The sequence below is a fragment of the Streptomyces liangshanensis genome, from assembly GCF_011694815.1.
Taxonomy (GTDB): domain Bacteria; phylum Actinomycetota; class Actinomycetes; order Streptomycetales; family Streptomycetaceae; genus Streptomyces; species Streptomyces liangshanensis.
The window spans coordinates 1,764,598-1,782,541 of sequence record NZ_CP050177.1; the positions used below are offsets into that span (position 1 = coordinate 1,764,598).

16 protein-coding genes are annotated in these 17,944 nt (G+C 73.6%); 6 read left to right on the forward strand and 10 right to left on the reverse strand.

Annotated elements, in window-relative coordinates:
- The 4 genes from HA039_RS07465 to HA039_RS07480 form a co-directional block, all read right to left on the reverse strand.
- A complete protein-coding gene (locus tag HA039_RS07465) occupies positions 1 to 945 on the reverse strand; it encodes an aminoglycoside phosphotransferase family protein (RefSeq protein ID WP_167025610.1) in 945 nt (314 codons plus the stop codon).
- A 57-nt stretch (positions 946 to 1,002) separates the two neighbouring features.
- The gene (locus tag HA039_RS07470; protein WP_243869267.1) at positions 1,003 to 2,244 is read right to left on the reverse strand and encodes a helix-turn-helix domain-containing protein; all 1,242 of its coding nucleotides are present in this window, start codon (positions 2,242 to 2,244) and stop codon (positions 1,003 to 1,005) included.
- A gap of 200 nt (positions 2,245 to 2,444) precedes the next feature.
- Positions 2,445 to 2,918 (reverse strand): hypothetical protein, encoded by a 474-nt coding sequence (locus HA039_RS07475; protein ID WP_167025613.1) that lies wholly within the window; start codon positions 2,916 to 2,918, stop codon positions 2,445 to 2,447.
- A 211-nt stretch (positions 2,919 to 3,129) separates the two neighbouring features.
- Complete coding sequence (locus HA039_RS07480) at positions 3,130 to 5,421, reverse strand: exo-beta-d-1,3/1,6-glucosidase (RefSeq protein WP_167025616.1); 2,292 nt, start codon at positions 5,419 to 5,421, stop codon at positions 3,130 to 3,132.
- Between the two features lie 173 nt (positions 5,422 to 5,594).
- Here HA039_RS07480 and HA039_RS07485 point away from each other — a divergent pair, with 173 nt between their 5' ends.
- Genes HA039_RS07485 through HA039_RS07495 form a run of 3 tightly spaced genes read left to right on the forward strand, consistent with a single transcriptional unit; the run spans position 5,595 to position 7,383 of the window.
- Positions 5,595 to 5,732, forward strand: coding sequence for a hypothetical protein (locus tag HA039_RS07485; RefSeq protein ID WP_167025619.1), 138 nt, complete (start codon positions 5,595 to 5,597; stop codon positions 5,730 to 5,732).
- A complete protein-coding gene (locus tag HA039_RS07490; protein WP_167025622.1) occupies positions 5,729 to 6,328 on the forward strand; it encodes a TetR/AcrR family transcriptional regulator in 600 nt (199 codons plus the stop codon). The genes HA039_RS07485 and HA039_RS07490 overlap by 4 nt, the downstream gene beginning before the upstream one ends.
- A gap of 44 nt (positions 6,329 to 6,372) precedes the next feature.
- Positions 6,373 to 7,383: a GlxA family transcriptional regulator gene (locus tag HA039_RS07495; RefSeq protein ID WP_167025626.1), complete on the forward strand. Its 1,011-nt coding sequence runs from the start codon at positions 6,373 to 6,375 to the stop codon at positions 7,381 to 7,383.
- Here HA039_RS07495 and HA039_RS07500 read toward each other — a convergent pair.
- Entirely contained in the window at positions 7,324 to 7,824 is a 501-nt protein-coding gene (locus tag HA039_RS07500) for an RICIN domain-containing protein (RefSeq protein ID WP_167025629.1), read from the reverse strand. The two genes, HA039_RS07495 and HA039_RS07500, sit on opposite strands and share 60 nt — an antisense overlap.
- A gap of 299 nt (positions 7,825 to 8,123) precedes the next feature.
- On the opposite strand from HA039_RS07500, the gene HA039_RS07505 reads away from it, so the two are divergent.
- From HA039_RS07505 to HA039_RS07515, 3 genes are all read left to right on the forward strand, one after another.
- Entirely contained in the window at positions 8,124 to 8,360 is a 237-nt protein-coding gene (locus HA039_RS07505; RefSeq protein ID WP_167025632.1) for a hypothetical protein, read from the forward strand.
- 197 nt (positions 8,361 to 8,557) lie between these two features.
- Positions 8,558 to 10,462: an RNA ligase family protein gene (locus tag HA039_RS07510; protein WP_167025635.1), complete on the forward strand. Its 1,905-nt coding sequence runs from the start codon at positions 8,558 to 8,560 to the stop codon at positions 10,460 to 10,462.
- Complete coding sequence (locus HA039_RS07515; RefSeq protein ID WP_167025639.1) at positions 10,462 to 13,458, forward strand: poly(A) polymerase; 2,997 nt, start codon at positions 10,462 to 10,464, stop codon at positions 13,456 to 13,458. The genes HA039_RS07510 and HA039_RS07515 overlap by 1 nt, the downstream gene beginning before the upstream one ends.
- A 68-nt stretch (positions 13,459 to 13,526) precedes the next feature.
- Here HA039_RS07515 and HA039_RS07520 read toward each other — a convergent pair whose 3' ends face one another.
- The 5 genes from HA039_RS07520 to HA039_RS07540 all read right to left on the reverse strand — a co-directional run bounded on the left by HA039_RS07520 (position 13,527) and on the right by HA039_RS07540 (position 17,903).
- Positions 13,527 to 14,120 carry a CGNR zinc finger domain-containing protein gene (locus HA039_RS07520; RefSeq protein WP_167025642.1) on the reverse strand — a complete coding sequence of 198 codons (594 nt, stop codon included), beginning with the start codon at positions 14,118 to 14,120 and terminating at the stop codon, positions 13,527 to 13,529.
- Between the two features lie 169 nt (positions 14,121 to 14,289).
- A complete protein-coding gene (locus HA039_RS07525; RefSeq protein ID WP_167025645.1) occupies positions 14,290 to 15,210 on the reverse strand; it encodes an LLM class flavin-dependent oxidoreductase in 921 nt (306 codons plus the stop codon).
- A complete protein-coding gene (locus HA039_RS07530; protein WP_341830009.1) occupies positions 15,207 to 15,893 on the reverse strand; it encodes a hemerythrin domain-containing protein in 687 nt (228 codons plus the stop codon). Before HA039_RS07530 ends, HA039_RS07525 begins: the two co-directional genes overlap by 4 nt.
- Positions 15,894 to 15,988: 95 nt before the next feature.
- Positions 15,989 to 16,894: a helix-turn-helix transcriptional regulator gene (locus HA039_RS07535; RefSeq protein WP_167025651.1), complete on the reverse strand. Its 906-nt coding sequence runs from the start codon at positions 16,892 to 16,894 to the stop codon at positions 15,989 to 15,991.
- Positions 16,895 to 17,060: 166 nt separating this feature from the next.
- The gene (locus HA039_RS07540) at positions 17,061 to 17,903 is read right to left on the reverse strand and encodes a phosphate ABC transporter ATP-binding protein (protein ID WP_167025654.1); all 843 of its coding nucleotides are present in this window, start codon (positions 17,901 to 17,903) and stop codon (positions 17,061 to 17,063) included.
- Positions 17,904 to 17,944: the final 41 nt, after the last annotated feature.

Here is a 17,944-nt window from a genome sequence, read left to right on the forward strand (position 1 = left end):
CTACCCGAGGTCCGCGACCAGTTGGTCCAGGACGCGCAGCGCCGCGGCCGCCCGTACCGGGTCCTGGTAGTACGGGTCGTCGGGGACGGGCAGGGAGCCGGCCAGCGCCCAGCCGCGCCCGCGCGCCCAGGTGGCGTCGTCCACGCCGAGCGCCGCGCGGTAGACCCCGCGCACCTCGTCGGGCAGGAAGTTCCAGGCGGGCAGCAGGTCCACGGCGGGGTCGCCCGCGGCCAGGGTGCCGAAGTCGATGACCGCGCTCAGCCTGCCGTCGGCCAGCAGGATGTTGCCCGTCCCGAGATCGCCGTGGATCCACACCGGCGGCCCCTGCCAGGCGGGCGCCGTGAGCGCCGCCTCCCACACGGCCGTCAGCGCGTCGGTGTCGGCGAGGCCCTTCATGGCCTCGATCTTGGGCAGGACACGCGCCTCGGACGCCAGGGAGTCCCGCGCGTCACCCATCGGCACCCCGCGGAACGCGTTGCTCCACCGCGGCCCCGGCGCGCCGGTGGCGTCGACCGCCTGGAGGGCGGAGACGAAAGCGGCCAACTCGGTGGCGGCGCCCGCCGGATCGGCGAGGTCGGCGCCCGACGCGTTCTCCCCGGCCAGCCACCGGTAGACCGACCAGGCGAAGGGGTAGCCCTCGGCGGGCTCGCCCATCGCCACCGGTTCCGGGACGGGCAGCGGGAGGTGCGGCGCGAGGCGCGGGAGCCACGTGTGCTCGCGCTCCACCTGGCCCGCCCAGCGGGGGAAGCGCGGCAGCCGTACGGACAGGTCGTCGCCCAGCCGGAACGTGGCGTTGTCCATGCCGGGCACGGGAATGGGCGACAGGGGCAGGTCCGCCCACCGGGGAAACCGGGCCGCGAGCAGACGGCGGACCAGGGCCTCGTCGACGGGGACTTCGTCCGTGCCGACGGGGGCGTCGTCCGGGCTGGTCGATGACACGCGCATCTCCTCGGTAGGGGGCCCGACCGATGTTGCCAAACTTGGCAACATTCGGTCAACCCATTAAGAGATCCTGCGCGTTGACTCCAGTGCCCCGGCGAGGATGCGCCAGATGTCGGCCGCGAGATCTACGTTCGCCGCCTGCCTGGCCTCCTCGCCCAGTTCCCTGAGCCGGCCGAGCCCCCGCTCCTCGTGCCCCTCCAGGAGGAGCAGCCGGCTGTCGAGGACGCTGAGCCTGATCCGGTCACGGTAGGTCATGCGCATGTCGTCGCCGTCGAGTTCGTCGTGCGCGGCGCGGGCGTCCTCGTACCGGCCCTCGTGGAAGGCGAGGTAGGCCCGGAGCATCAGCAGCTCCTGCCGCATGACCGAGGTGCCGACCAGGGCGAGCGCGCCCTCCGCCTCGCTCAGGTACACGCGGCCGTCGCCGGTGAGGGGCGGTTCGGTCTGGAGGCAGAGCGAGGCCGTCGCCAGCCGGAGCCGTACCCAGAGCGTGAGGTCGACCCGGCTGTCCAGCCCGCGCATGGCCCGCTCCAGGAACTCCCGGGCCCGCTCGTGGTCGCCCTGCCGGAAGCGCACGGTGGCGGCCGACCAGAGCGCCTCGGTCCGCATGACCTCCGAGCCGGCGTGCTCCACCAGGGCGACCAGCTCGTCGACGTGCGCCCTGGCGTCGGGCAGCCGCCCCGCCTCGGCCTCGGCGGCCACGAGCGTCTGCAACGCCGTCCCCACGTCGGGAACGGACAGCTCGCCCCGGGTCGCCAACCGGTGGGCGTGGGCGGCCACGTCGATGGCGCGGGTCACCTCGCCCGTCCCCCGCAGCGACCGGGCGAGCCGGGACAGGGCCCGGCACTGCAACTCGGGAAGCGCCAACTCGTCGGCGATCCTGACCAGTTCCTCCAGGGCCGCCCGCTCCTCGGCGTGCTCGCCGCGCCGCTGCCGGTACCGGGAGACGATCCACAGCGCCTGCCAGCGCGGCAGGGGCTCCGCGTCCTCCGCCCGGTCCAGCGCGGCGATCAGGCCTTCGACCGTCTCGTCGCTGTCGGAGGAGGTCGCCAGGGACAGTGCCTGGGCCAGCGAGCCACTCCTCGGCGGTACGTCGAACGCCGACCGCTCCACGGCGAGCCGCCCGGCCAGGTAGGTGACCACCCGCTCGGTGGGGTGACGCGCGCCCGACTCCAGCCGGGACAGGTACCCGGTGGAGATCTCCTCCCCCGCCAGGGCCGCCTGGGAGAGCCGGCGCGCCTTCCTCAGCTCCTTGAGGCGACGACCGAAATCGGGCTGTTCCATCATGGCGGTCCCACTGTTCACGGGGATCCAGAGACACACGGATCCAGTTCTTACCGACACCCCGGAGAGTCACCATTGTGCCTGGCGGTCACGGGCATCGTGACAGATCCGGGGTACGTCCTTGCCAGGGAGACGTGCGAGGCCCCCGCGCGGCCGGGTGCCGCGCAGGGGCCGGGGCAGGTGTCCGGGTGTTGCGTCCGGGCCGGACCGTGACTCTTGGCTCAGATGCCCTCGGAGGCCATCTCGATGGCGGACCGGTAGTTGGCCGCGCCGGTGACCACACAGGCCCGGTACGTACGGTTGTCCCGCACGACCAGGAAGTAGTCCTTCACCTGCTTCCAGTACTGCCGCAGGTAGCTGGGGCCCGGGAAGAACGCGGGCGGGCGCGGCACCAGGGCGAACGCGCGGGAGCATTCGAGGATCTCGCCGGTCACCGTCGAGAGCACGGCTTCGACATCACTGTTCATGTTCCACCCGGCGGCCAGCTCCGGCGTCCAGATGGCCCCGGCCACCTCCCGCAGGCGCGCCTGCTCCTCGGGGGTCGGTTCGCTCTCGGCGCCGAAGGCGACGGCCGTCGCCGCCGGACCGGGCGCCGACGACTGGGCCTGGGCCGTGGCCGCCGTACCGACGGTCAGGGTCGCCAGGACGGCGACGAGTGCGATCGCGGAAACGGAACGGGATCTCTCCGCCTTCATCGTTCTCCCTCGATACGTGTCGCCCGGGGCCTGTCCCCGGGGCGGCACCCAAGCTGACACGCACAAGATCGGGCGGTCAACGGAGCCGAACGCGCCGGACGAAACCGGCCAATACCGGCGCGTCCCGCTGCCGGTCCTGGGCAGAACTCCGGCGGCCCCCCTCCCGATGTGGGGAGGGGGGCCGCCGGGAGGGGGCCGCCGGGAGGGGGGCTCAGCCTTCCACGGTGAAGCCGGCCCTGAGCAGCGCCTCCTCGCGGGAGGAGGGGCCGACGAGGAGCTCGAAGGCTCCCGGTTCGACCACGCGGTTGCCCCGGGCGTCCACCAGGGTGCATTCCGCGACGGGCAGTTCGACGAAGACCTCGCGCGACTCGCCGGGCGCGAGGGACACCTGCTGGTACGCCTTCAGTTCCTTCTCCGCCCAGGTCACCGACGTGACGGTGTCGCTGACGTACACCTGCACCGTCTCCAGCGCCGGGCGGGTGCCCGTGTTGGTGACCACGACGCGGGCGCGCACCGAATCGGCCGCGCCGAGCGTGGTCGTGAGCACCTTGAGGTCCGAGTATGCGACGGTCGTGTAGCCGAGGCCCTCGCCGAACACGAACGCCGGGCTCTGTGTGAGGTCGGCGTACCGGCTGCCGTGCTGGCCGCGCACCTGGTTGTAGTACGTCGGCTGCTGGCCGGCGTGCCGGGCGAAGGAGACGGGCAGGCGGCCCGAGGGCTCGACGAGGCCGAGGAGCACCTCGGCCACGGCCCGGCCGCCGAGCATGCCCGGGTTGAAGGCGTGCAGGATCGCCGCCGCTCCCCGCGCGGAGGGCGGCAGGACGAGCGGCTTCGAGCTGATGACCACGACGACGAGTGGCTTGCCGGTGGCGGCGAGCGCGTCGAGCAACGCGACCTGTCCGCCGATGAGTTCGAGGGTCGCGGTGGAGCGACCCTCGCCGACCAGCTCGATCCGGTCGCCCACCACCGCGACGACGTAGTCGGCGGCCTCGGCGGCCGCGACGGCCTCGGCGATCAGGGCCTCGTCCGGCTCCACGGGCACCACGACGTGCGGCCGGGGCTGCCCGTCGGGGAAGAACTCGCCCTCGGGGTCGGGGCCGACGGTGACGATGTCGGCGCCGCGCGCGTACGACACGGTCCAGTCGGCGGGTACGTGCTCGCGGAAGCCGTCCAGGACGGTACGGATCATGTGGCGGGGCTGGCCGTCCGGGAGCCAGTCGGCCTGGCCCGACGACCCTGCCCAGTCGCCGAGTTGGGTCTGCGCGTCGTCGGCGTTGGGTCCGACGACGGCGACCGTACGGGGTGCGGCGCCGGGGTCGGCGACGGCGCGGCCCCCGTCGCCGGCCACCAGTCCCCCGGCGAGCGGGAGGGTGCCGTCGTTGGTGAGGAGGACCAGCGAACGCCGGGCGACCTCCAGGTTCAGTTCGGCGTGGCCGGCGCTGCCGATGATCTCGGCCTGCCGGGCCTCGTCGGGGCGGCGCGGGTTCTCGAAGAGCCCCAGCTCGAACTTGAGCGTCAGGACACGCCGTACCGCCGCCTCGATCTCCGCCTCCTGGAGCGTGCCGGCCGCGACCGCGTCCTGGGCGCCCTGGAAGAACTGGGGCGTGGTCATCACGACGTCGTTGCCCGCGTGCACCGCCGCGGCGGCGGCCTGCGCGTGGTCGGCGTACACCCGCTGCTCCCACACCATGCGGCCGACGTTGTCCCAGTCGGTCACCAGCGTGCCGGTGTAGCCCCACTCGCCCCGCAGCACGTCGTTGAGCAGCCAGTCGTTGACGGTGATCGGCACACCGTCCATGGACTGGTAGCCGAGCATGAACGTACGGCAGCCCTCGCGCGCGACCCGCTCGAAGGGGGGCAGGAACCAGGAGCGCAGCTTGCGCCGCGAGATGTCGGCCTCGCTGGCGTCCCGGCCGCCCTGCGTCTCGGAGTAGCCGGCGAAGTGCTTGGCGCAGGCCAGGATCGCGGTCGTGTCGGCCAGTCCGTCGCCCTGGTAGCCGCGGACCATCGCGGAGGCCAGCTCGCCGATGAGGAAGGGGTCCTCGCCGAACGTCTCGCTGACGCGGCCCCAGCGCAGGTCGCGCGTGATGCACAGCACCGGGGAGAAGGTCCAGTGGACGCCGGTCGCCGCGACCTCGACGGCCGTCGCCCTGGCGACGCGCTCCACGAGGTCGGGGTCCCAGGTCGCGGCCATGCCGAGCTGGGTGGGGTAGATCGTGGCACCCTCCCAGAAGGAGTGCCCGTGGATGCAGTCCTCCGCGACGAGCAGCGGGATGCGCAGGCGCGACCGCTCGGTCAGCTCGGCCGCTTCGAGGACGCGCTCGGGCGAGGCGTGCAGGATCGACCCGGCGTACATGTCCTCGATGAGGTGCCGTACCCCGTCCTTCGCGTTCAACTGGAGCATCTGACCGACCTTCTCGGGCAGGGTCATCCGACCGATGAGGTCGTCGACGCGCTCCGCGACGGGCAGTCCGGGGTCGAGGTAGGGCGGCAAGGAGCCCACAGCAGTTCCTTTCACAACGTCGAATGTGTGTGTCGGGCGAACACCCGGCGGAAGGACACGGTGGGGGAGCCCCGCGACGTCGGTGGTCGTCGCCCTTCGCCGGTCACCTGGCCGGCCACTCGCTCCGGCCACTCCGACTCACGGTAGCCCAATACCGACCTAGTGGTAAGTATGTGGGTGTGCGAACCTGCTCGGGGCTGCCCGACAGGCCGTTCGACGAGGTGTCCGACGGGTCGTTCGACGGGCTGTCCGACGGGGCGTCCGAGGAGACCTCAGAGCTGTCCGACGAGACCGAGGAGAGTGGCGAGTGACCGCGGAACCGCGCCGTGGCTACGCGAAGGGCCGCGCGAAGCGCCGGGAGATCATCGATCACGCCATGGCCCTGTTCGGCGAGGTCGGTTACCGCGGGGCCTCGCTGCGGGAGATCGCGTCGCGCTGCGGCATCTCGCACCCCGGCCTGCTGCACCACTTCCCGACCAAGGAGTCGCTCCTGCTCGCCGTCCTGGAGCACCGCGACGAGGTCGACGGCCGGTGGCTGGCGCTGGGCGGCGCCGAGGGGGTCGACCGGCTGCGGCGGCTCGCGGACCTGGCGGAGCTGAACGCCACCCGGCGCGGGATCGTGGAGCTCTTCTCGGTGGTCGCGGCCGAGGCGACCTCACCCGAACACCCCGCGCACACGTACTTCGTGGAGCGCTACCGCCGCTCGGTCGCGTCGACGGCGCGGGCCTACGCGCACGCGTCCGACGAGGGCGTCCTGCGGCCGGGCATCGCGCCGGACACGGCGGCGCAGCAGTTGATCGCGCTGATGGACGGGCTCCAGGTGCAGTGGCTGCTCAGCGGGTGCGCGACGGACATGGCGGGGGTGCTGCGGGCGCACCTGAGGACGCAGCTGACGGTGGCGCTGTAGGCACTGCTGGGTGTCCGGAACCCGGCGCACGCTAGGATCCGGCCATGACGGTGGTGGCGGTCCTCGCGCTCGACGGAGTGATCCCCTTCGAGCTGTCCGTACCGGGCCAGGTGTTCGGGACCGCGAACCAGGTGGTGGACGACGTCCTGTATGACGTACGTGTCTGCGCCCCCGGCCGTACGGCGACCACCGCACCCGCGGTCGGCGGCTTCGCGCTGACCACGGCCTGGGACCTGGACGCCCTCGGCGAGGCGGACCTGATCGTCGTCCCAGGGCACGACCGCTACCTCGACCCGCCCGCCCCCGCGCTCCTGGCGGCCCTGCGCGACGCACACGGACGCGGGGCCCGCCTCGCGTCCGTGTGCGTCGGGGCGTTCACCCTGGCCGCCACGGGTCTGCTGGCGGACCTCAGGGTCACCACCCACTGGCGGTGCGCGGACGAACTGGCCCGCCGCCACCCGGACCTCCACGTCGACAGCAAGGTGCTGTTCGTCGACAACGGCTCCCTGGTCACCTCGGCCGGGGTCGCCGCCGGCCTGGACCTGTTCCTCCACCTGGTCGGCCAGGAGCAGGGCGCCACGGTCGCGGCGGCGACCGCCCGCCACACCGTCATGCCGCTCCAACGGGACGGTGGGCAGGCCCAGTTCATCGACCACCCCCGCGCGGACGCGCCCGGCGGGACCCTGGGGCCGACGCTCGACTGGATGCGGGCGGAGCTGGCGCGGCCGCTCACGCTGGACGAGATCGCCCGGCACGCCGCGATGAGCGTCCGTACCCTGAACCGCCGCTTCCGCGCCCAGGTGGGGACCACTCCGCTCCAGTGGCTGCTGCGGCTGCGGATCGACGAGGCCAGGCAGCTCCTCGAAGCCACCGACCTCCCCGTCGAACACATCGCGGCCCGGACCGGCTTCGGCTCCCCGACCACGCTGCGCCACCACTTCGCACGGGCGACGGGGACCGCGCCGAGCGCGTACCGCACCACGTTCCGGGGCGGGTCACACCAAGGTCATGCTGATCTGCTCACCGCTGATGGTCCAGTGCTGGCGCGGCCCTGAGGGGTTGCAGGGCTCGACGTTGACGATGCGCGTCCTCGGGTAATCACTGGTCAGGCACATGCCCGGGTTCAGGGTCTGGAAGATCGACTCACCGCTGACGGTCCAGTGCTGGCGCGGGCCCGAGGGGTTGCAGGGCTCGACGTTGACGATGCGCGTCCTCGGGTAATCGCTGGTCAGGCACATACCGGGGCTCAAGGTCTGGAAGATCGACTCACCGCTGACGGTCCAGTGCTGGCCGGCGCGGGAGGAGTTGCAGGACTCCACATTGACGATGCGGGTCCTCGGGTAGTCACTGGCCAGGCACATGGTCCCGACCAGCGGGCCCGCGGTGCCGGGCGCGGGGGCCGCGACCGCGGCCGAGGGGAGCGCGAAGGACGTCAGCGCGAGGAGGAGGCCGGGTAAGAGGGTGGGGAGGAGGAGCTTGCGAAGCACGTGAGCCACGGGAAGAACCCTTCCTGGTCGGCGGATCCGGGTGACGGCAACCTTGAGAGAGTCCCCCGATTCACCGACCCGTATGCCTCACGCCCCCGGCGCCTCGCCGGCGGGGAGGCCGCCGGCCGGAAAACCGGTGGAGCGGCGCCGCCGGGCCCCGTTAACGTGCTCGCGCCCGCAGTCGCCTCGTCAAGGAGACGCCGTTGTACACCAAGTGAGACCCCCGAGCGCTGATCCACCGCGCGGCCGCCACGTAAGCGCCGCGCTCCTTTCCGCTGCGGTCCTCTCGCTGAAACTGGTGTATCTCCATGTCCAAGAACTGGGTGGCCGCCGTGTGCGCCGGCCTCACCGTCGAACCTCGTCCCGCCCTCTTCGTGAAGTGCCGTGACGCGCGCGTCCCCGCTCGTGCCGGGCGGCCCGCCTGGCAGTCGCCGTACGGCCCTCCGCCGCGCCGCGCCCACCGCGGCCGGTGGGCGGCCGCGCCGGTGGTGGCCAGGTCACGGTCCGCCCTGCGGGGCGGGCAGTTGTGCCGTCGGTGCGACTGACGTCCCTCAGGGGTGCCGTACCGCTTCCGCGATCTCCCGGACGCGCCTCGCCACTGTCGACGACCGGTATGTCGTCAGGGGCGCGAGCCCAACGATCACCTCTGACAGGCGCGGGTACGGCTCCGGGGGGGGCGCGTTCAGTACGCGGAAAACTCACGGGCCCCCCGTCGGTGGGGTGGGTTACAGTCGGCCCCACCATGGCCGTGACCGAGCGCGTCCACTACCCCCGTACCCCGCACCTTCCCTGGTCACCGGGGGCGACCCCCGACGACGTGCGGGTCGCCGACCTGTCGGGGCTGCGGGGCCGGGAGGTCGTGGTCACCGAGAAGCTGGACGGGGAGAACACCACCCTGTACGCGGACGGGATGCACGCCCGTTCGCTGGATTCGGCACACCACCCGTCGCGCGCGTGGGTCAAGGGGTTGCAGGGACGGATCGGCGCGGGCATCCCGGCCGGGTGGCGGGTGTGCGGGGAGAACGTGTACGCGCGGCACTCGATCGCGTACACCGAACTGGACAGCTGGTTCTACGGGTTCTCCGTCTGGGCCGGCGAACGGTGCCTGGACTGGGACCGGACGGTCCGGTTCCTGGGCGGGCTGGGCCTGCCCGTGCCGCCGGTGCTGTGGCGGGGCGTCCTGGACGAGCGAGCGGTACGGGCGCTGCGCGCGACGCGGCTGGACGCCGACCGGCAGGAGGGGTACGTCGTACGGACCGTCGAGGGCTTCGCGCGCGAGGAGTTCGGGCGCCGGACGGCCAAGTGGGTGCGCCCGGGGCACGTACAAACGGACACCCACTGGATGCACGCCGAGGTGGTCGCGAACGGCTTGGCCCCGGCGGCCGCCCTGTGGGCCGTACGGTCGGGCGCGGACCCCGACGCGACGGCGCTCGCGGCTGCGGTGGGGGTGCCGGACGCAGCGGAGGTGGCACGGTCGGCCGCGACGGGGACGGGGACGCGGACGGGTGGTCCGGCCGCGACCGCCTCCTCTCCCCCGCCCGCGGTCACCCCGCCGGGCCCCTCCCGCGCGAGCGTCGTCGCCGACGTGTCCGCCCGGCTCGACGTGCTCGGGCGGCGCGGTGACGTCCGGCTGGCGGGCGTGCTCGCGGGCCTGCTGCACGGCGAGCGCCGGGCGCAGCTGGCGGCCCGGTTGACCGGCCCCCTCGGCATGCCCCTGGCCCGGCGGGTCGCGGACCTGGTCGGCCTGCACACCCGGCTGCACCACCCCTACCCCGACGGCGAACGCCGCGCGGGGCTGGCGCACTTGGCGCTCGCCGCCGATCTGGGCGTCCTGCACGCGGTCGCCGGGGCGGTCGCGGCCGGCCAGGGCGTCGAGGCGCGCGACCAGGTCGAGTGGTCCGCGCTGCACGCGGAGGAGGCCGGCCTGCTCGGCGAAACGCCGCTGGGGCCGCTGCGTTCGGGCCTGCGCGACGCCCTCGCCGGGCTCGGCGACCGCGACGCGGCCGACCGGTGCTGGGCGGAGGCCCGGGAGGCGTACGCCGCCGGGCGCCTGACCACCCCCGAGGAGGCCGCGGCGGCGACCTGGCGGTGGCGGAACGGGGACTTCCCCCGGCTGATCCATCTGGTCGGCCCGTCGGGAAGCGGCAAGAGCACGTTCGCCGCGCGGCTCCCGGCGGTCGACGCGCACATCTCCCTCGACGACCTCCGGCAGGCGCGCGGCCCCCGCGCCGACCAGCGGGCCAACGCGGACGTGCTGCGCGAGGGCCTGCACCGGCTCGACACCGCGCTCGCCTCCGGCCGTACGACCGTGGTGTGGGACGCCACCTCCCTGACCCGGCAGCAGCGTTCGCTGGTCGACGGGGTGGCGCGCCGCCGGGACGCCCTGGTGACGCAGGTGGTCGTCCTGGTCGGGGAGGAGGAGCTGACCCGGCGCAACGCGTCGCGTGCCCACCCCGTACCGCCGGAAGTGCTCGCCGGGCAGCTGCGCCGGTACGACCCGCCGTACCCCGGCGAGGCGCACCGCGTCCGGTACGTCGGGCAGGACGGGACCGTCGCGGACACGGACGGTGGCCTGGCGGAGGACGCCGGCCTGGCGGAGGACGGCACCAGGGCCGGGGACCGCACCCCGGCCGGCGAGGGGACCTGATGCGTACCAGCGACGAGATCTACCACCGGGTCCGCTGGGACCCGCGCTTCGACCCGGCGCGGTTCGTCCTGGGGATCCTCCAGCGCGGCGCCGCGCCCAAACGTGTCCCGCTGCCCGCCTTCGTCCCCGGCGGTGACATCCCCTGGCACCGGGTGCTGTTCGTCGAGGCGGACGGCGAGCTGGTCTGGGACCGCGCCACCGGCGTGGACCGTATCGACGCCTCGGACGCCGGCCGGGCCCGGGACCCGCGCATCCTGCGCGCGCCGTTCTTCACGGCCGGTACGCCGTACGGATGGGACGAGGCGGCCGGATGGCGCGTCGCGGACAGCCCGCCCGGGCCGCCCGCCGTACGGACGGCCGCCGAGGTGCGCGTACTGACGTGGAACACCCTGTGGGACCGGTACGACAGCGACCGCGTCGACACCGCCAGGCGCAGGCCCCTGCTGCTCGCCGCGCTGGAGGAGGCCGACGCGGACGTGATCGCGTTGCAGGAGGTCGAGGCCGCGCTGCTCGCCATGCTGCTGCGGGCGCCCTGGGTCCGCGCCGGCTACACCCTCGGCACCGATCCGCGCGGCAAGGACGTCGACGGCAACGGCCTGTTGCTGCTCAGCCGGCTTCCCGTACGCGAGGCCGGGTGGCACGACCTCGGCCCGCACAAAGCCGTCACCGCCCTCGTCGTGGAGACGGCGGGCGGCCCGCTCGTGGTCGCGGGCACCCACCTGAGCAGCGACCACTCGGACAACGGCCCGGTACGTCGGGAGGCCGAACTGACCGCGCTCGGCAGGGGACTCGCCGGCCTGGACGCCCCGCTGATCCTCCTCGGCGACTTCAACGACGGCCGCGAAGGACCGGCGGGACCGGCCGCCGCGCTCGGGCTGCGCGACGCCTGGACGGAGGTGTACGGCCCCGAGGACGGCACCCCGACCTTCGACCCCGGCGCCAACCCGCTGGCCCGGATCTCGTCGTTGTCCGGCCGGGCGTCGCGACTGGACCGGGTTCTGGTGCGGGCGGGGGGACTTCGGGCGACGGGCGCGGCCCTGCGGGGCAACACCCCTGGTCCTGACGGCCTGTTCATCTCCGACCACTACGGCGTGCAGGTGGAGGTGAGCCTGACCCCGGCCGGAACCGACGCGGGCGCCGGGCCGCCGGTCCCACGCACACCGACGCCCGTGCTCTCCGACCTCGCGCCCACCGCGCGTACGGCGGTGGCCTGGCTGCCGCCCGACGAACTGTGGCCCCCGATCCAGGACATCAGGCGGGAGCACGACCCACAGATCGACCGCTGGCCGCCGCACGTGAACCTGCTCTTCGGCTTCGTCCCGGAGTACGCGTTCGAGCAGGCCCTACCGCTGCTGGCCGAAGCAATCGCGGAGGTACGGCCGTTCACCGCCCGGCTGCACGGGGTGCACACCTTCGGGCACCGGGAGGACGCCACGGTGTGGCTCGACCCGGCCGCCGGCGGATCCGGGCCGTGGGCGGACCTGCGCGCCGCCCTGGAGCGACGGTTCCCCCGCTGCCGGGGCCGGGCGGAGGGCTTCACCCCGCACCTGACCCTGGGCCGTACGCGGGACCCGCAGCGTGTCGCCGCCCAATGCGCCGCCCGCCTCGGCGACGGGCTGTCCGCGCGGGTGGGCGAGCTGGTGGTGCTCTCGCGCCGGGGCGACGAGCCGATGCGTCCCCGGGCGGTGATCGCGCTGAGGACCGGCGAGGTGCGCCGGCTGCCGGACCCGGCATCCGCCGCACCGCCCGTGCCGGGATCCGCCTCCGCCACGCCACTCGTGCCGGGATCCGCCCCCACCGCCGCGACGACCGGCCCGGATGCCGCCCGGGTCGCCCGGCGTATCGCCGACGCGCTGCCCGACGGCGTCGTGCACGTCGTCGGATCGCGGCGCATGGGCGGTGCGCACGCCGGGGCCGACCTCGACCTGGTCGCGGCCCTGCCGGGAACGGTCGACATCGCGGACGTCCGGGCGCGGGTGGCGGCCGCGCTGCCGCGCGCCACGCGTCTGCGGCAGGTGACCGGCGCCCGGGTGCCGGGCCTGCGGCTGAGCGTCGACGGCCTCGACGTCGACCTGGGCGTGGTCGCCACCGGGTCGCTCGCCCCCGCCGAAGCGGTGGGCGGGCGGGCGGAGTTGGGCGAGGCGGCGGCGATCGCGCTGAGCGCGGTGAGCGACGCGGAGGCCGTACGCGCCGCCGTGGGCGACCACGGCGCCCGTTTCGCCCTCCTGGCCGGGCAGGTCAAGGACTGGGCGAAGGCACGCGGACTCGACTCGGCGCCGTTCGGCGGACTGCCCGGGCTGGCCTGGTCCGTGATGGCGGCGCGTACCACCCAGGAGGCCGGCGACCTCCCGGAGGACGCCCTGCTCGGGCACTTCTTCGCGACCTGGGCGGCCTGGGACTGGCGCGACCCGGTCGCGCTCACGCCCCCGACCGAACCGTACGAGGACCCGGCCCGCACCCCGCTCCCGACCCCACCGGCCCTGGACCCGCTGCCCGCCGCAGCCGTCCGCGTCCTGACCCCCACCGACCCGGTCCGCCTGTGCACCGCCCAGGTCGGACCCGGCTTCCGCGACCTGCTGGCCCAGGAGCTCTACCGGGCCTGGGACATCGTGGAGACGGCGGCGAGGACCGGCGCCGACCCGCTGCCCCGGCTCCGGACTCCCCCGCCGCTGCACCGCCGCCACGCCGCCTGGCTGACCGTGACCGTACGGGCCGCGGAGGCGGCGGAGTTCGAGGAGGTCCAGGGTCGCTTCCGGGGCCGTACGCGCGCGCTGCTCACCGCCCTCGACGACATCGGCCTGCCCGACGTCCACGCCTGGCCCCGCCCCTTCGACACGGGCCCCACCTCGGCGACGTACGCGACCGGCCTCGGCCCCACGCCCCCGGCCGCGCCCCTCGCGGCCGAGATCACCCGGGTCGCCGCGCGGTGGGGCAAGGGCCTGCCCGGCGTGCTGATCCGGATCACGGAAGGCGGCGCCGTACCGACCCTGTACTGACCCGGGCCGGTGGAAGGCCGATCGCTGTGACGGTCGACGCGGAACCGATCAGCCCGGCGGCCGCCCCCTCACCCGCAGATCTTCATGTCGTGCCAGACGTGCGAGCGGTCGGGCGAGGTGTCGTAGAAGCACGCGCCGCACGGGGGTCGCGCGCACGTCTTGAGACGGCTCCAGGTGCCCGCCGACCGGGCGAGCAGCATCTCCATCGCCACCAGCGCGCTCACGCCCTCCGCCCCGCCCTGCGCCGGGGTGTAGTCCACCTCGCCGTCCGCCGTGATGTCCAGGCGCACCTCGGAACCGATCCGGCGGAAGCCCCGCTCGCCGGGCGGCAGCGCCCCCGGGTTCTCCGCCGTCGCCCGCAGGCCGTGGCGCAGGGATTCGCGCAGCGCGCGCAGTCCGTCGAGGTCGCTCTCGCGGAGGTCGATCACGGGGGCCCGCAGGCCGGACTCCGCCGACCAGTCCGCGACCGCCCGGTCGAGCCAGGCCCGGGCCTCGGACAGGTCGGCCAGCAGATCCAGGCCGGGCTGCCCCTGCCACACGTGGAGGGAGGTGTTCACGAGGTCCTGGACCAGGCGGAGGCCGGCGGGCGCCAGCGCGACGTCGAACTGCACGGTCCCGCCGCGCACCACCTGAGCAAGGCTTCCTTTCTCCTCGTACCTCATAAAGCAATCGTAAATCCGTGGGACGGAGGCAACCAACATGAGACGGCCGACCCGACGGAATTCCTCTTCACCGACTCATCGACCGAACGTGCCTTCACGGATTTCGATATCCCCGCCCCGCCCCGCCCCGCCCCGCCCCGAACGGCCCATCGCCTCCCGACCGCGGCGATCAGTCCGCGGAGTTCCCTCGTTCCCGCGCGACCTTCTCGCGCACGGCCGGTGCGACCTCCTCGGCGAAGCGGCGGATGAAGTCCGGGGACTCCGCGCGGTAGAGGAAGAACGCGCTGATTCCGTGGGTGAGGGCGAGGTCGGCCAACTGCTCGGCCCACAGACCGGGCGGCCCGTTCAGGAAGTCGGAGCCCGAGCCGGAGCCGGCGTCCGACGCGAACTGACCTTCGATGTTGTAGCCGCGGCGGACCGCGCGCGGCGAGCGGCCGGCCGCCAGCGCGGCGTCGTCGATGACCTGGTTGGCCGCCGGCAGGTGTTCCGGCGGCAGGAACGGCGAGCTGGGCACCCATCCGTCCGCGATCCCGCCCACCAGGCGGAGCATCCGGGGCTGGTACGCGCCGAGCCAGATGCCCAGGTCGTGCACGGGGCGCGGACCTGGCTTGACGCCCGCCAGCCGGTAGTGCGTGCCGTCGAAGGACACCGCGTCGTCCGACGCCCACAGGGCGCGGATGATCCGTACCGCCTCCTCCAGCGCCTCGACGGACTGGCCGGCGTCCCGCTTCGGACCGTCCTCGGCGACGATGAGGTCCCACATCTGCTGGGCGCCCGTGGCGAGGCCCAGCTCGAAGCGGCCGTCGCTGAGGATGTCGAGGGTCGCGGCGGTACGGGCCAGGACCGTGGGCGGGCGCAGGGGGAGGTTCGCCATGTTGGGCATCACCGTGATGCGCTCCGTCCTCGCCACGATCGCGGCGAGCAGGGCCATCGTGTCGAGCCGTTCCGGCCAGTACGGGTGGTCGGACAGGGTCACCACGTCGAGCCCGACCGCCTCCATCAGCTCGGCCAGGACGAGGACGTCCTGGGGCCGGCCGGCGGGCGGTTCCAGCAGGGCCCCGAACATCAGGTCGTGACGGTAGTCGGTCATCGCGGCATCTCCGTGCGCGGCGGGGTGGAGGTGCCGTACACCTGGAGCGCGTGCCGCGCGTAGGCCTGCGCGGCGAGATCCGCGATGACGGGGCGGACCTCCGGCGGCATCGTCGCGATGATGTCCCTGATGGTGTCGGGGTCGCCCTCGTAGGTCATCATCCCGAAGATCAGGGCCATCTGTTCCGGTGCGATGCCCGCGCCGCCCTCGGCGACCATCCGCTCCCACTCGGCCGCCGTGATGTGCCGCTCGATCAGCGGAAGGGCCTGCTCCTCCTCGACCGCGAGGTGTTCGACGAGCAGGTCCAGCAGCCGCCGCAGCGCGCCGGCGAGCGCCTCGCCCTCCTGCGGGTCGGCGTCGGCCCGCCAGGCGGCCGCCCGGTCCCGTACCTCGACGGTGGCCTTGTCGATCGCCTCGTGCTGGTCCTCCATGACCCGCACGACAGCGGCGGCCTCCGGGCCGCCCCGGGTGATCAGCCGGGGCCACAGGTGCTCGTCCTCGCCGTGGTGGTGATGGCGCAGGACGGTGTCGACGAGGTCGAGGTGCTCGGTGACGATCCGCGCGCGCTCGGCGTCGCCGGCCGCCACGCCGCTCACGACATCCGGCGCGAGGCCGATCTCACGACGGAACATGGAATGCGCCAGATACATATCTCGCACATCCGCATAGGGCTCGTGGTTCATATTCGTTTCCCTAAGAGCGTCCGCGATTCCTTCCGAATGTGACACTAACAGGACGTCACTCAATTCCCGGTGAATTGTCCGGGAAGCGAAATGGATTATCCGCGGAGCGTCCTCAGGGGCGTCAGACCGTACTTGGCCTCGTGCGCGGCGGCGAACCGGCCCAGGTGGCCGAAGCCCCAGCGGCGCGCGACGGCGGCGACGGATTCCGTGGCGGGATCCGCGGCCCGCAGTTCTTCGTGCGCCCGCCGCAGCCGGACCTCACGGACATAGGCCATGGGCGGCATTCCCAGGTGGCGGCGGAAACCGTTCTGGAGCGTACGGACGCTGACGTCGCACGCCGACGCCAGCAGGGACACGGTCAGGGGCGCCAGCGGGTCGGCCTCGATGAGGTCCACCGCCGCGCGCACCGCGGCGGGCCGGGCGGCGCCGGCCGGGATCGTCAGCTCGTCGGAGTACGTGTGGCTCGTGGCCAGCAGGAAGCCGTTGACCAGGCTCTCGGCGAGCGGGGCCGCGACGAGCGGCCGGCGGAGCAGGCTGTCCGGGGCCGCCGACTGCCGGTTGACGGACAGCAGCAGCTCGGCCCAGTCGCGGCCGGGTCCGGCGGCGGTGTTCATGGTGTGCCCGAAGGTGATGCGTGCCGGGGTGTGGTCGCCCAGGAGCCGGGTCAGCGCCGCGTCCACGGAGGACAGGTCGAGCCGTACGCACAGCGCGTGATACCCGGCGGCCCACCGGCCGGCGAACGATCCGCCGCCGGGGCGGAGGACGGCGGTGGCCTCGCGGGTGTGGGTCAGGTCGACTCCGCGGTGCCGCGAGTCGAAGCGGCCCGCGAGGGGGAGATGGATGTAGTAGTTGGCGCCGACGTCGTCGCAGGTGACGGACCAGTCGCGCAGGAAGCTGACCTCGCCGAGGCCCACGGGTCCGAGCCCGGCCTCGCGATAGGTCGAGGCGAAGCGGCCTTCCGTCGCGCCGATCGTGTCGATCGTCGGGGTGTGCAGGGGCATGTCCCTCCTCGGGCGTCGATGCCGTTCGCCGGCCACCCTTCCCAACGTAACGCCCCGGCCGCCGCGCCTCGTCACTCAAAGCATCCGAGCAGACACACTGAGCACCGCCAGGACACCGATCCAGGGTGCGTGCTGTGTTGCTGCGTGCTGCATGCCGCGTGCCGCGTCAGCCGAAGCGGCCGTTCACGTAGTCCGACGTCCGTGGGTCGCGGGGGTGGTCGAACATGGCGTCGGTCGGGCCGTGTTCGACGATCGCGCCCGGGGTGCCCTGCTCCGCGAGGAAGAAGGCGCACGAGTCGGAGACGCGGGCCGCCTGTTGCATGTTGTGGGTGACGATGACGATCGTCACCTCGTGCTTCAGGTCGTGGATGGTCTCCTCGATCCGCCGCGTCGAGGTGGGGTCGAGCGCCGAGCACGGCTCGTCCATCAGCAGGACACGCGGCCGCACCGCCAACGAGCGGGCGATGCAGAGGCGTTGCTGCTGGCCGCCGGAGAGCGCGCCGCCGGGCTGGCGGAGCCGGTCCTTGACCTCGCGCCACAGGCCCGCCTTCGTCAGGCACTCCTCGACCAGGTCGTCCTTGCCGTCCCGGGGGGCCTTGATGCCGTTCAGCTTCAGACCGGCGAGGACGTTGTCGTACAGGGACATCGCGGGGAACGGGTTCGGCTTCTGGAAGACCATGCCGATCTCGCGGCGGGCCCGGGTGATGCGCCGCCCCCGGTCGTAGATGTCGTCGCCGTCGAGGAGGACCCGGCCCGCCAGGGACGCCGAACCGACCAGCTCGTGCATCCGGTTGAGGATCCGCAGGAACGTCGACTTGCCGCAGCCCGACGGGCCGATGAGGGCGGTCACCTCGCGCGCGGGCATCGTCAGCGAGACCCGGTCGAGGACCTTGTGGTCGCCGAACCAGGCGGAGATCGCCGCGGCCTCCAGGGTGGCCGGGCCGCCGGTGGCGGTTCCCCGTACCGGCGGCAGGGTGAGTGTGTCGTGCAGGTCGGCGGTGTCACTCATGGTGTGTTCGCAACTCCTTCGGTGGCCGGGTGAGTTCGGGG